This window comes from Pseudomonas sp. B37(2017), assembly GCF_002112885.1.
GTDB lineage: Bacteria > Pseudomonadota > Gammaproteobacteria > Pseudomonadales > Pseudomonadaceae > Aquipseudomonas > Aquipseudomonas paraglycinae.
Map to the genome: position 1 here is coordinate 352,048 of NZ_NEIX01000006.1, position 14,502 is coordinate 366,549.

Here is a 14,502-nt window from a genome sequence, read left to right on the forward strand (position 1 = left end):
CGACAACGCGATCCTCAGACCGCGTCGGTTTTGGCCTTCAGATTGCGCGCATACCACGGCCGCTTCGGCACTCGCCGGAACAATCCTTCCAGCTTCTTCTCATCCGAACCGAACACGATTCGCAGCGCAAGCTTCATGACTTCCGGATCCATCTCGACCGACTTGCCGACCTGCAACCCCGGCGTAGTGCTGCAACCGTGAGTCGTCGGGCCGAGCCACGGGTCAGCGACTTCGACCCAACGCCCAGGCGCAAACCATTTCACACCATTGACTTCAAGCCGCGTGACCTGACCCGGATGGAAACGCTCGTGGGCGCGGAACCAGTCTTCCACGCGGTCATCGATCCAGCCGTGGAAATGCCAGAACACCGGGTTCACATGAGATGAAAACGGATCGCCGAGGAAGTCGTTTTCCGGGGCGAACCAGCGTGCGGCAAAATCGTCCAGATCCCGGGCCAGCGGCACCGGCTGACCGTTGGACGGATCGCGCGGCACCGAAGCCCAGCGCATGTGCAGCCAGTCGTGCAGCCCCAGTTCGACTTCGGAGCCGAACTGACCGAGGGTCATCTTCGACAGATACTGTGGATCGCGGTACTGCGACTCCCAGACCTCGAAGTTGCTCTGATAGGTCTCGGCGGTCTTGATGTCGCTGACCCACTGGCTGAATTCATCGTCGCCATCGGCCAGCCAGGTCGGCGGCAGCGCGGTGCCGTCGTGATTATCGAAGTAGCGGGCAAAACCCTGACGGTCGCGCACCAGTTCCGGCTGCGGCAGCGGGAAGAACTCCCACGACGGCAAATCCTGCAGCGAACGCGCCGTCCCGAGCATGTGCCGGTGCATGAAAAAGAAATCGATGCCCGAACCGTTGCGATCCTTGCGCGGACCACGGGCATCACGCTCCTGATCCCGAGGGCCGGGCTGCCAGCCGAGGCCGCGCAAGGCGTTGCGCTTGTCCTCGGACAGCGTGTGCCATTTGTCCCGCGTCGCGTGCCACACCTGGTGGAACAGTCGATGCTCGGGTGACACCAGCCAGGCCAGCAAAGGCGCATTGAGCGGCGTGCGCTGGCGGGCTTCGGGGAACAGGCATTTGACCGCGATGAAGCGGTGATCCTGCGCCGGCAAGGCCAGCGCGCGATCGAGGCGCTGGACACTGCCACTGAGGGTGCCGCTGCCGGCGTTGCCGAAATCCGCCCAGACCTCGTCGAGGGTCATGTTCAGTTCGTAGTCGACGCTGCCGCCGGTGCCCAGCAGGCGCCAGCTGAGCTTCGAAGCCTCGGCCCCGGCAAGATCGCCGAGTATTCGGTAACGAGGGGTGTCGGCAGAGCGCAGACGCTCCGGCGTATCGAGAAAACCGCACACGCCCCGGCCTTTCTGACCGATGTCGATGAACACTTCCAGGCCCTGGGCCGGCAAGCCGTCCAGGCCCGCATCACGCCCGACGAAGCGGATCTTCCAGACCCCGCGCAACGCATTCGCCAGGCGTTGCCCGGCCACGTCGGCGACATCGAAAGACGCCTCACCGGGGGTGATCGTCGGGTCGGGCTTCGTCCATTCGCGATGCCCGAAATAAGCTGCAGGTACGGCAGCGCCGGTCAGCGCCAGGCCTGCCATGAACCATCGTCGAGAAATCCTCATTGCCCTACCTGTGTTCAGCCCTGAAGCAGGCTTTATCCAAGCTAGAACGTTTGCTGAGCGAACAAATTTAAGCGCCCTCGGGGCGGACTAATTTTCTCCCGCGCCCGCTCGTTCTTCCCAGATAGCAAAGGCCTCTGTGCCTGCACCTCGACGGCGAACCTGACTGAGATGGCAATGACAAAACCACGTTCGAAAAAGGCTCTTTACATCGGCCTGCCGCTGGCCCTGGCGATCAGCGCCGGTGCCGGTTTCGCGGTCTGGGATATCTGGTTCAAGGACAATCCCGGCTACCCTCGCAAAGTCATGCAGCAGGCCGAAGAGCTGCACGAACACATGCTCTCGTTCGACAGCCACATCACCATCACCCAGAACTTCGGCACCACCGGCCACGAAGTCGACAAGGACGGCAGTGACCAGTTCGACCTGGTCAAGGCCAATCGCGGACGCCTGTCCGGCGCGGCGCTGACGATCTTCGGCTGGCCGGAAATCTGGAACGGCGCCAATGCCCCGCACAAGCCCACCGCCGGCTTCGTCGACGAGGCGCGCAACCAGCAGGAAATCCGCTACAAGATCATTTCCGGAATGGTCCGCGACTTCCCCAACCAGGTCGGCATTGCCTACACCGCCGACGACTTCCGGCGCCTGCACGGCGAAGGCAAGTTCGCGATCTTCATCAGCATGCTCAACGCCTACCCGCTGGGCCACGACCTGAACCTGCTGGACCTGTGGACGGCGCGCGGCATGCGCATGTTCGGCTTCAGTTACATCGGCAATAACGACTGGGCCGACTCGTCGCGCCCGCTGCCGTTCTTCAATGATTCGCCGGACGCCCTCGACGGTCTTTCGGACCTGGGCAAGCAAGCGGTGAAACGCTTGAACGACCTGGGCGTAATCATCGACGTGTCGCAGATGTCGACCAAGGCCCTGGAGCAGGTCGCGCAACTGAGCCGCACCCCGCTGGTGGCGTCGCACTCGGCGCCGCGCGCCATGGTCGATATCCCGCGCAACCTCAGCGACAAGGAAATGCAGCTGATCAAGAACAGCGGCGGCGTGGTGCAGATCGTCGGCTTCTCGCAATACCTGCGCCCACTGACCCAGGGCACTCAGGACAAGCTGAATGAACTGCGCAAACGCTACGATCTGCCGCCGCTGCCGAACCTGGCCGTGGCCCTGATGCCGGGCGATCCGATCATCTCGGCGTGGTCGGAGCAGAAGTTCGGCGAGTACGCCGGCCAGCTCTACGCGATCCTCGAAGGCGAACCCAAGGCCAGCCTCAAGGATCTGGGCGACGCCATCGATTACACGGTCAGAAAGATCGGTATCGACCACGTCGGCATCAGCTCGGACTTCAATGAAGGTGGCGGCGTCAAAGGCTGGGAGAACGTCAGTGAGATTCGCAACGTGACCGCTGAACTGCTGTCGCGCGGTTACACCGAAGCCGATATCGCCAAGCTCTGGGGCGGCAATTTCCTGCGGGTCTGGGACCAGGTGGAAAAATCCGCCAAACCGACACTGGCCACTGCCCGGGAAGCCGCCAAGCCATGAGCAACCGTCGCGACTTTCTCAAGCAGGCCGGGATCCTCGCCGCCGCATTGCCATTGGGTGCGAGCCTGCCGAACATCGCCAACGCTTCGACCGCCGCCGCCTCGCTGCCACGCAACAAGTGGGCGCAGTTGCAGCAATTGTTCGATCAGGATCCGTCGTGGCTGCACTTCTCCAACTTCCTGATCACCACCCACCCGCGCCCGGTGCGCGAGGCGATCGAAATGCACCGCGCCGCCCTCGACAAGAACCCCGGGCTGGCGATGGACTGGGACCACGGCGTCACCGAAAAACGCGAGGAAGCCGTGCGCGTGCTGGCCGGCCAATACGTGCAGGCCGATGCCCGGCAGATTGCGCTCACCGGCAGCACCACCGAAGGTCTGGCGATGATTTACGGTGGCGTGCAGGTACGCGCCGATCAGGAAATCCTCACCACGGCCCACGAGCATTACGCAATGCACACCATCCTCGAGCTGCGCACCCAGCGTGACGGCACCAAGGTGCGCAAGATCCGTCTGTTCAAGGATCCTTACCGGATCAGCAAAGATGAAATCCTGACCAGCATCGATCGTGCCATCCGCCCCGAAACCCGCGTGCTGGGCATGTGCTGGGTGCATTCGGGCAGCGGCGTGAAACTGCCGCTCGCCGAAATCGGTGCGCTGGTCGACAAACACAACCGCGGGCGCAGCGAAGCCGATCGCATCATCTACGTGGTGGACGGCGTGCACGGTTTCGGCGTGGAAGACCTGAGCTTCCCGGCCATGAACTGCGACTTCTTCATCGCCGGCACCCACAAGTGGATGTTCGGCCCGCGCGGCACCGGGATCGTGGTCAGCCGTACGCCGGAAGTGAAATACGTTACGCCGATCATTCCGACCTTTTCCGAGGCCGAGCACTTCTCCACCACCATGACCCCTGGCGGTTATCACGCTTTCGAACACCGCTGGGCGCTGACCGAGGCGTTCAAGTTGCACCTGCAACTGGGCAAGGCCGACGTGCAGGCGCGCATTCATGAACTCAACAGCTACCTGAAAAAACGCCTGCTGCAACGCCCGCAGATTGAGCTGGTCACGCCGTTGAGCCCTGAGTTTTCCGCCGGCTTCACCTTCTTCCGGGTCACTGGCAAGAACAGCGACAAGATCGCCGCGCACCTGATGGCCAACAAAGTCGTGGCTGACGCCGTCGAGCGCGATGTCGGGCCAGTGATCCGCACCGCGCCGGGCCTGCTCAACGATGAAGCCCAGATCGACCGCCTGCTGGCCGTGCTGGATCAGGCGCTGTGAGCCGAACCTTTTTCCTTTTGACGAGACTCGAAATGAACAGTGAACTGCCTCGTTTTGCCTTGAAAAGCCTGTCGGCGCTGACGCTCGCCGCCCTCGCCGCCTACCTGCTGCCGACCACCGCCCAGGCTGCCACCCCACCGGCACCGGGCAAGGTGTTCAAGGACTGCAAGGACTGTCCGGAAATGGTCGTGCTGCCCACCGGCACGTTCACCATGGGCACGCCTGAAGACGAAGTCGGCCGCGAGCCCGACGAAGGCCCGATGCACCCGGTGACGTTCGCCAAACCGCTGGCAATCAGCCGTTTCCAGGTGCTCAAGGGCGAATGGTTTGCCTACCTCAAGGACACCGGTTACGTCATGCCCGACGGCGATACCCGCCCGGGCCGCGCGTGCAAGGCCGGGATCCCGGATTACGCCGGCAGCGACCCGCGCAAGCAGTACACCGACAAGCACCCGGCAGTGTGCATGGACTTCGCCGAGGCCAACGCCTACGTGGCCTGGCTGTCGAAAAAGACCGGCAAGCAGTACCGCCTGGTCAGTGAGTCCCTGCGCGAATACGCCGCCCGTGGCGGCACCATCGGGCCGTTCCCCTTCCCGTTCGATGAGGGCAAGGAATACAGCATCGCCAAGCACGCCAATACCTACGGTGCGGCCGATGGCTACAACTTCACCGCGCCGGCCGGCAGCTTCCCGCCCAACGCCTTCGGTGTGTACGACATGCACGGCAACGTCTACGAATGGACCGCCGATTGCTACAACGAAAACTACGAAGGCGCGCCGAGTGACGGCAGTGCGTGGGAGACCGGCAAGTGCCAGTTCAAGCGCATTCGCGGCAACGACTGGGGCGAAGCGCCGGTGTTCTCCCGCTCCGGCAACCGCAATGCGCTGGTGCCGACCGAGCGTGGCGACTGGATCGGTTTTCGCGTGGCGCGCGACCTCTAACCGCGAGCACCGCAGCGGCACCCGCCGCTCGCTCGTCGCTTGAGTCCTCGATAAACCCGCGGGCGGCTAAATCGCTGCCCGCGGGTTTCGTCTTTTAACCAGCCCTACCCTTGAACCAATGCCTTGACCGGCACCAAAAGCGGAAACCTCCATGACCACAAAATCGCGCGGAGCCATCAGTGAAGTCCTCGGCCTGCTCAAGCCTTACCGGGTCGTCGTGGCGCTGTCGATCCTGCTCGGCATGCTCGGTGGCGTCAGCGTCACCGCCCTGCTGGCGACCATCAACAAAGCCCTGAACGGCGCCGGCAGCCCTTCGGCCACGGTATTGGCGACGTTTGCCGGCCTCTGCGCCTTTGCCCTGTTGACCTCGATTCTGTCGGACATCGGCACCAACCACGTCGGCCAGCACATCATTGCCGGGCTGCGTAAATCCCTGGGTGAAAAGGTCCTGCTGGCGCCCATCGAACAGATTGAACGGTTCCGCAGCCACCGCCTGATTCCGGTGCTGACCCACGACGTCGACACGGTCAGCGATTTCGCCTTTTCCTTCGCGCCGCTGGCCATCGCCTTTACCGTGACGCTCGGTTGCCTGGGCTATCTGGCGTTCCTGTCGCTGCCGATGTTCATCCTGCTGCTGGTGGCCCTGGTGGTCGGTATCGCGGTGCAATACGTCGCCCGCAACAAAGGCATCAAAGGCTTCGAAACCGCTCGCGAAGCCGAAGATGAGCTGCAAAAGCACTACAGCGCGATTGCCGCCGGCGCCAAGGAGTTGCGCATTCATCGGCCGCGTCGCCAGCGCATGTTCAGCCAGCGCATCGAAGGCACCGCCGATTTCATCTGCCGGACCCACATTCGTTCGGTCAACATTTTCGTGATGGCCAAGACGTTCGGCTCGATGCTGTTTTTCGTGGTCATCGGCCTGGTGCTGGCGCTCCAGTCCTTGTGGCTGGGCACTGACAAAGCGGTGCTCAGCGGTTTCGTGCTGGTGCTGCTGTACATGAAAGGCCCGCTGGAATACCTGATAACCACCCTGCCGGTGATCAGCCGCGCGAACATCGCGTTCAAGCGCATCAACGATCTGGCGGAGCAATTTTCCTCGCCGGAGCCGCACCTGCTGTTGAGCGAATCCGCGCCGGTGAGCAAAACCCCGGTCCAGCAGTTGCAAATGCACAACGTGCATTACGCCTTTCCACCGGTCAAAGGCAGCGCCGCCTTCGAACTGGGCCCGGTCAATCTGAACATCGCTCAGGGCGACATCGTGTTCATCGTCGGCGAGAACGGCGGCGGCAAGACCACCCTGATCAAACTGCTGCTGGGGCTGTATGCGCCACAGCGCGGTGAAGTCCTGCTCAACGGTCAGGTGGTCGATGCCCGGGCCCGCGATGACTACCGCCAGCTGTTCACCACGATTTTTGCCGACTACTACCTGTTCGATGAGCTGGTACAGGGCGATCAACAGGTTCCTGCCGATGCCGGCCGTTATCTGGAGCGCCTGGAAATCGCGCACAAGGTGAGCATTCAGGACGGCGTGTTCAGCACCACCGATCTGTCCACCGGCCAGCGCAAGCGTCTGGCCCTGATCAACGCCTGGCTGGAGGAACGTCCGGTGCTGGTGTTCGACGAATGGGCCGCCGACCAGGACCCGGCATTCCGGCGGATCTTCTACACCGAGTTGCTGCCGGAACTGAAACAGATGGGCAAGACCATCATCGTGATCTCCCACGACGACCGCTATTTCGACGTCGCCGATCAACTGGTGCGCATGGAGGGTGGCCGGGTCGTCACCCACAAAAAGCCCCTCGAAACCGCCTGAGCGAAAGCGCCCTTTCAGCCGCCAGCGCCTGTGCGCTGTCGGCCTTCAACCTGAATGTTTATCGCCGTGGACCCGACTGTCGGCAACGCCGTCAGCGACCACGGCGCTGCCAACCACGAGAGACCGATGAACGACTTACTCGATGATGAAGTGCTGGCGCTGCTGATGGCTGATGCCGGCGTGCAACTTCAAGGCATCCCGGCCCGCCCTCACCCAGTGCCGGCGCCGCTCTCCTTCGCCCAGCAACGCTTGTGGTTCGTGCAACAGCTGACGCCCGACAGTGCCGCCTACAACCTGCCCCGCGCTGTGCGCCTGAACGGCGTTGTGCAAGCCCGGCATCTGCAAGCGGCGCTGAACAAAGTCATCGCACGTCACGACGTGCTGCGCAGCGCGATCGTCGAGATCGACGGCGTGGCGATGCAGGTCGTCGATGAACACGCGACACTCAAACTGGCCTTCGAAGACCTGCGCCACCTGAGCGCCGAAACACGCGACCCCGAACTTGCCCGACGCATCGCCGTCGAGGCCGGTCTGCCCTTCGATCTGAAAACCGCGCCGCTGATGCGCGCGACGCTGCTGCAGACCGCTGACGATCAACACCTGCTGCTGATGAACATGCACCACATCGCCTCCGATGCCTGGTCCAACGCCATTCTCATGCAGGATCTGATGCAGGCCTATGAACAGGTCATGGCGGGCGATCCTTCGCCGCTGCGCCGACCGGCCATCCAGTACGCCGACTACGCCGACTGGCAACGCGGCGAATACCTCGGCAGCGCCGCGTGTGCCGCCAGTGCCGACTATTGGCGCAACTACCTCGGGCAGACCCTGCCGCCGCTGGAACTGCCGACCGACTTTCCTCGTCACGAGCAGCAGACTCACCCGGCCGGCAAACACGACTTCAGCCTGCCGACGGCGCTGACACAGAATTTGAACCGCTTCTGCCAACAGTGGGGACTGACGCCGTTTGTGGTGGCGCTCGGCGCCTGGCAATTGCTGCTGAGCCGCTACAGCAACCAGCAGGACTTCACGGTCGGCGTGCCGAATGCGAGCCGCAATCGCAGCGAAACCCAGGAACTGGTGGGCTTCTTTGTCAGCGCCCAGGTCTACCGCGTGCGCATCGATCCACAGCTGCCGTGCCAGGATTTTCTCCAGCGCCTGCGCCGCGAAACCCTCGCCGCGCTGGATCATGCCGACTACCCGCTGGAGCTGAGCTTCGACGACCTGCAACTGCGGGCGAACGGGCAGATCAACCCGCTGTTTCAAACGCTGTTCAACTGGCGCACCGAAGCCTCCGGCGAGGGCCCGCTGATGTTGGGCGACCTGGCGCTGGACTTCCTCCCGGCGGACACGACCCAGGCCAAATTCGACCTGTCGCTGGACATCGCCTATTCGCTGGAGCGCATCGACGCCAGCCTCGAATACAGCCGCGACCTGTACACCCCCGCGACCCTCCAACGCCTGGCGGGTCACTGGCAGAACCTGCTGCACGCCATCACCGAAGATCCGGGCCGCGCGCTGAGCGAACTGCCGCTGCTGAGCCGCGATGAACGCCACGTGCAGCTCGAACAATGGAACCCGCCCGCCTCGGCCTTGCCCGACGAAGGCGTGCACCAGTTGTTCGAGCGTCAGGCGCTGGCCACACCGGACGCGGTAGCGCTGATCGTCAATGACCTGCACGTGAGTTATGCCCGGCTCAATTCGGCGGCCAATCGACTGGCAAACACCCTGATCGCGTGCGTCGTCGGCCCGGAAGTCCGCGTGGGCATCGCCGTCGAGCGCTCGGCGCACATGATCATCAGCCTGCTGGCGGTGCTCAAGGCCGGCGGGGTCTATGTCCCGCTCGACCCCGACTACCCGCAGGAACGCCTGACCTGGATGATCGAAGACAGCGGCCTGGATGTATTGCTGACGCAGGATTCGCTGCTTGAGCGCCTGCCCTCGCCGCCGTCGGTCAAGGTGATGTGCGTCGATGAGGTTGATCCTCTCGATGACCGACCTGTCGACAACCCGCCCTGCCGCACCTTCGCCAGCAATCTGGCGTACGTGATGTTCACCTCGGGCTCCACCGGTCGCCCGAAAGGCGTGGGCATCACTCACGGCGCCCTGACCCGTCACGCGCAAATCGGTCGGGAGTTCCACGGTCTGACGCCTGCCGACCGTTTGCTGCAGTACGGCACGTTCAATTTCGATGCGTTTGTCGATCAGCTCTACCCGGCGCTGATTTGCGGCGCTTCGGTGGTGCTGCGCGGGCAGGACATCTGGGACAGCGAAACCTGGTATCAGCAGCTGCTGGAGAAAAAATTCACCGTCAGCGAACTGACCACGACGTACTGGAACTTGCTGGCCAAGGACTTCGCGGCCGCCGGCCCACGGGACTACGGATCGCTGCGTCAGGTGGTGGTCGGCGGCGAAGCCATGCCACCGGAAGCGGTCGCGGCCTGGGGCCAGGCCGGTCTCGGTCACGTGCGTCTGCTCAATGTCTACGGCCCGACGGAAGCGACCGTCGACTCCACGCTGCTCGATTGCAGCGACTACGTCACCGGGCGCACGCCCCTGCCCAAAGCCATGCCGATTGGTCGACCGCTGGCCGGTCGTGCCGTGTACCTGCTCGACAGCGGCGGTCAGCCGGTGCCCGTCGGCACCGTGGGCGAACTGATGATTGCCGGCGACCTGCTCGCGCGGGGCTATTTCAATCGACCGGAGCTGACCGCCGAACGCTTCATCCCGGACCCGTTCAGCACCCGGGGCGGACGCCTCTATCGCACCGGTGATCTGGCACGCTATGGCGCCGACGGCGTGATCGAATATGTCGGGCGCCTCGACCACCAGGTGAAAATTCGTGGTTTCCGCATCGAACTCGGCGAAATCGAGTCCTGCCTGCTGCAATGGCCCGCCGTACGTGAAGCCGTGGTCGTCGCCCACGAAGGCGTGACCGGCACGCAGTTGATCGGCTATGTCGTGCCGCATGCAAGCGAGCCACCCGAGGACGAACTGCGCGAAGCCCTCAAGGCAGAATTGAAGGTGCGCCTGCCCAACTACATGGTCCCTGCTCACCTGGTGGTGCTGAGTGCATTGCCACTGAGCCCCAACGGCAAACTGGATCGCAAAGCCCTGCCACTGCCCGATCTGCATCAGGCACACCGGCCGTTTCGTGCGCCGCAAACGCCCCTCGAAACAGCGCTGGCCGAACTCTGGCACGAGGCGCTGCACGTCGAGCGCGTGAGCCTGGACGACAATTTCTTCGAACTGGGCGGCCATTCGATTCTGGCCATTCAGTTCATTTCCGCCTTGAACGCGCGCCTGGGGATCAAACTGGCCCTGCAACAAATGCTCGCGCACCCCACGGTCGAAGTACTGGCCCGGTTCATCGGCATGGAACATCAACAGCAGGTGCAATGCGTGGTCGAGCTGACCGGCGCCACGTCAACCGCTACACCGCTGTTCTGCCTGCACCCGAGCGGCGGCATCGTCTTCTGTTACCAGCCGCTGGCCAAGCGTCTGAGCAAGCACGCTCGCACCTTCGGCATCATGCACAAAGGCTTCGCCGACAAGGACGCCAGCACCCAGACCTGGCCCGAGATGATTGCCGAATACACCGAACAGATTGTCGAAAAGCATCCCGACGGCCCTTACCGCCTGATGGGCTGGTCGCTGGGTGGCGCGATCGCCATGGACGTGGCTGCTGCACTGGAGCGCCAGGGCAAACAGGTGACGTTCCTGGGCCTGGTCGACACCACCCTGCCGGAAAGCATCTTCCCTGCGGACCTGCCACGCAAACCGCTGGAGGAAGACAACCCCGAGTACCTCAGCGCAGACAACGAACTGTCCGTTGCCGTGGAAATGTTCAGCCTGATGTTTGCCCATCTGGAAGAGCCGGCGGCGCGTTACATCGCCGAGAACCCGACAACCAGCCTCAAGGCCTTTTATCAGTGGGCCAGCCAGCAAGCCGCCACCGACGAACAGGAAATGATCGCCACGCTGGAGGCCATCAAGCAGGAAATCATGAACGCCCAGGCGTTCGACATCCACGAGCGGCTGGTCAAGAGTTTCGATGCGTTCTCGCTGCCAACTCTCAAGGTCAAGGCCAGCTGCTGGTGGTCGTTGCAGCACAAGACCCTGGAGCAAGTGCTGCACTCGGAGCAGGTGCTGCGCCAGTACAACCTCAGCGGACAGTTGCAAGGTTCCGTCCATTCGCCATTGCCGCACCGCAGCATGATCTATGGCGAAAGCCTGCTGGACTCGTTTGAATCCGTGCTCCTCGCCTGCGAGGGCGTGACGCGGGACTGATCCTTCGGCAACACAAAAAACGCAGACGCTTCGGCCTCTGCGTTTTTTCATGCCTGCTGTTTTGTTCGGGTGTGCCTTGTTTCAGCAAGGTGCCGGCGAGAAAGTCCGGGCATAAAAAAACCGGCCCACCCTCCTTGTTCAGGAGCGTGGGCCGGTTCGGTGTCCCGTCAGTGCATCAGAACTGCGGGGTGTACTTCACGGAGAACATCACGTTGCGTGGATCACCGAAGTTGTTGTTACCACTGAGCTGGTTGTACGCCGCGTTTACGTAGTTCTTGTCGAACAGGTTATTCGCGTTGACCGCCAGACCGATCTCCGGCGTCAGCTGGTAAGCGATACGGGCGTTCCACACGGTGTAACCCGCCACCTCGTAATTGCCTTCGTAGCCCAGGGTGTGGTTTTGAGCGGTGAAACCAAGCCCGGTGCTCAGACGGTTCAAATCACCGGTGAACTGGTAGTTACCCCACACGCGCAGCATGTGTTTCGGCGTCCAGGTGCTGAACGTGCGACCTTCCATGTCCGGGTCGTCGAGGTACTTGGTGGTGTTGTAGGTGTAACCGGCAAACAGTTGCAGGTTGTCGGTCACAGCACCACTGATCTCGGCGTCCAGACCCTGGCTGCGCACTTTGCCCGCCGCCGTGGAGCAGTACCAGCCGTCACATTCCATACCGCCGGAAACATCATCGACCGCACGGTTTTTCTGGTCGTAGCGGAACAGCGCCAGGGAGGTGTTGACCCGGCCGTCCATCAGCTCGCCCTTGAGGCCGATTTCGTAGTTGCTGCCGATGATCGGCTTGAGCATCGAGCCATTGGCATCGCGCACCGTCTGCGGCTGGAACACGTCGGTGTAGCTGGCATACACCGCCCACTCGCGGCTCAGGTCATAGACGATACCGGCGTAAGGGGTGACTTCCCCGGTTTCGTTCGATTTGCTCGGGTCGGCGGTGACGTATTCATCGCTGAAGGCCGCGCGGTTCTTGGATTTGTAGCTGAAGTCATACCAGCTGACACGCGAACCCAGCACCAGCGTCAGGTCATCGACCGGTTTGACGCGCCAGGTGCCATACAGACCTTTCTGACGAATATCGTACTTGCTGTCGGTGGCACGGCCGCCGGCGGTGTTGAGCAGACTGTCGTAGCTGATGTCCGGACGATCGTTATTGACGTTGAAGATCGTGTCGGTGGCGTTGTTGTTGAAGGTACGGGCGAGCTGGTCATCCGTCTCCAGCTGGGAGTAGTTGCCGCCGATCATGACTTCCTGCTGCATCGACAAGGCTTCGAACTTGCCGGTCAGGTTCATGTCGAGACCGACCTTGGTGGAGTCGAAGTCGGTGATGAAGTCGGCGTACTGAATACCGCTGCCATCCGGCTTCAGACCGGCACCGGAGCTTTGCAGACGCTGGCTTTTCGACTCGTTGGTTTCGGTCATCTGCACGGCACCGACCTTGAACGCCCAGTCGTCGTTGAAACGGTGTTCGAGGTCAGCGTAAAGCGTGGTGACGTTGATCTGCGAGTGGTTCCATTTGGCACCGCCGTAGGTCGAGCGCGAAATGTCCGGCATTCTGCCGTCGGCGTAACGCGGCAGGCCACGGATCATCGGGCGCGACTCGGCCTCGGTGCGGCTGGCCGCCAGGCCCAGGGTGGTGTCTTCACTCAGGTCGAAGTCCAGCGAGCCGTACAGCGAGTGGGTCTTGCTCCATTCGTAGTCGACGAAGGAATCGCTCTGGTCTTCATCGGCAACGAGACGGCCACGGATCGTGCCGGCCTGGTTCAGCGGGCCGCCCGCGTCCAGTTGCAGACCGTAGTGATCCCACGAGCCGGCCTTGCCGGTAATGCTCACGGTCGGTGCCGCCTGACCGCGTTTGCGCACCAGGTTGATGGCACCGCCAGGGCTGCCGGTCCCTTGCAACAGGCCGGATGCACCGCGCAGGATTTCCAGACGGTCGAAGAAGATCAGGTCCTGGGTCGCCCAGTTGCCCAGCGAGTAGGTGTTACGTGGAATCGGCACGCCGTCGTACTGCCAGTCGTCGATCTGGAAACCGCGCGACGACACGATGATGCCCTTGCCGACGCCCTGCAGGCCGACAATGCCGGTGGTCTGGTTCAGCGCGTCCTTGAGGTCGACCAGGTCCTGATCATCCATCTGCTTGCGGGTCATCACGGTGACCGACTGCGGAATTTCCTTGAGGGTGTGAGTGCCCTTGCCGATCGTGACGGCGTTGGAGGTGTACGAGTTGCTGCCTTCGGTGGTTGCCCCGACCTGCTGCGCACTGATGTTGGTCGCGCCCAGTTCCAGACCCTGTGTGGCCGTGCCGCGCACCAGCATCAGGGTGTTGCCCTCGATGCTGTAACGCACGCCGGTGCCGCGGAGCAATTCGGCGATGGCCGCCTGCGGACTCATCTTGCCGCTGACCGCGTGGCTCTTGAGTCCGGCCATGTCGTCAGCGTTGTAGATCACTTGCTGGTTGGTCTGCTGACCGAACGCCTGCAATGCCTGCGGCAGCGATTGGGCCGGGATATTGATGCTGACGTCTTCAGCCATCACTTGAGCGCTGAGCGGCAATACGCAGACCAGCCCCAGACCGGTCAACACTCGGCGCGAACGCAGGCCGCGGGACATGACGAGTGCCTTGAACAGAGGTTTCAACTCATGAATTGCTGACATCGTGCTCTCTATTATTGGTAGAAGTGGAAATCCATTGGGCCGAAGGGCCCGCCGCTGTCTGCACAAGTGAGCCGCGCACTCGATGGCCCTCGGGCGATCTGTCAGTGCGCGGTCGACCGGCCCCTCCCCGGGCACGGTCATCTGGCTGGACAACGGCGAAATTTTTCGCTGAACAAATCCGGTGACCTGGCTGCCCTGCCCGACCCGATTTGCCCACATACCTTAGTAAGACGCAGCACCTCCAAAAAACCGGAATGAGTTTATTTATCATTAGCGCGAAAAGTTAAAAAAAAGGCCGACGCTGTTGGGCGACGGCCTTTTGTTTCATGCCATG

Annotated in this window: 7 protein-coding genes; 5 read left to right on the plus strand and 2 right to left on the minus strand. The window is 62.5% G+C overall.

Annotated features, from left to right (window positions below; translation table 11 throughout):
- Window positions 1–14: 14 nt before the first annotated feature.
- Window positions 15–1,634: a PvdJ/PvdD/PvdP-like protein gene (locus CAF90_RS17915; RefSeq protein WP_085607909.1), complete on the minus strand. Its 1,620-nt coding sequence runs from the start codon at window positions 1,632–1,634 to the stop codon at window positions 15–17.
- 174 nt (window positions 1,635–1,808) lie between these two features.
- Here CAF90_RS17915 and pvdM point away from each other — a divergent pair, with 174 nt between their 5' ends.
- From pvdM to CAF90_RS17940, 5 genes are all read left to right on the plus strand, one after another.
- Window positions 1,809–3,179, plus strand: a complete 1,371-nt coding sequence (gene pvdM / locus CAF90_RS17920) for a pyoverdine-tailoring dipeptidase-like protein PvdM (RefSeq protein WP_085607911.1) — start codon at window positions 1,809–1,811, stop codon at window positions 3,177–3,179.
- Window positions 3,176–4,459, plus strand: a complete 1,284-nt coding sequence (locus tag CAF90_RS17925) for an aminotransferase class V-fold PLP-dependent enzyme (protein WP_085607913.1) — start codon at window positions 3,176–3,178, stop codon at window positions 4,457–4,459. Before pvdM ends, CAF90_RS17925 begins: the two co-directional genes overlap by 4 nt.
- Window positions 4,460–4,491: 32 nt before the next feature.
- A complete protein-coding gene (locus CAF90_RS17930; RefSeq protein ID WP_085607915.1) occupies window positions 4,492–5,400 on the plus strand; it encodes a formylglycine-generating enzyme family protein in 909 nt (302 codons plus the stop codon).
- A 151-nt stretch (window positions 5,401–5,551) separates the two neighbouring features.
- On the plus strand, window positions 5,552–7,213 hold the full coding sequence (locus tag CAF90_RS17935) for a cyclic peptide export ABC transporter (RefSeq protein ID WP_007956365.1): 1,662 nt from the start codon (window positions 5,552–5,554) through the stop codon (window positions 7,211–7,213).
- A 126-nt stretch (window positions 7,214–7,339) separates the two neighbouring features.
- A complete protein-coding gene (locus CAF90_RS17940; RefSeq protein ID WP_085607917.1) occupies window positions 7,340–11,503 on the plus strand; it encodes a non-ribosomal peptide synthetase in 4,164 nt (1,387 codons plus the stop codon).
- A 175-nt stretch (window positions 11,504–11,678) separates the two neighbouring features.
- Here CAF90_RS17940 and CAF90_RS17945 read toward each other — a convergent pair whose 3' ends face one another.
- Complete coding sequence (locus tag CAF90_RS17945) at window positions 11,679–14,168, minus strand: TonB-dependent siderophore receptor (protein WP_085607919.1); 2,490 nt, start codon at window positions 14,166–14,168, stop codon at window positions 11,679–11,681.
- Window positions 14,169–14,502: the final 334 nt, after the last annotated feature.

Coding starts and splice junctions, on each gene's coding strand:
- CAF90_RS17915 (WP_085607909.1), bottom strand. CDS start 1,634: ATGAGGATTTCTCGACGATGGTTCATGGCAGGCCTGGCGCTGACCGGC.
- pvdM (WP_085607911.1), top strand. CDS start 1,809: ATGACAAAACCACGTTCGAAAAAGGCTCTTTACATCGGCCTGCCGCTG.
- CAF90_RS17925 (WP_085607913.1), top strand. CDS start 3,176: ATGAGCAACCGTCGCGACTTTCTCAAGCAGGCCGGGATCCTCGCCGCC.
- CAF90_RS17930 (WP_085607915.1), top strand. CDS start 4,492: ATGAACAGTGAACTGCCTCGTTTTGCCTTGAAAAGCCTGTCGGCGCTG.
- CAF90_RS17935 (WP_007956365.1), top strand. CDS start 5,552: ATGACCACAAAATCGCGCGGAGCCATCAGTGAAGTCCTCGGCCTGCTC.
- CAF90_RS17940 (WP_085607917.1), top strand. CDS start 7,340: ATGAACGACTTACTCGATGATGAAGTGCTGGCGCTGCTGATGGCTGAT.
- CAF90_RS17945 (WP_085607919.1), bottom strand. CDS start 14,168: ATGTCAGCAATTCATGAGTTGAAACCTCTGTTCAAGGCACTCGTCATG.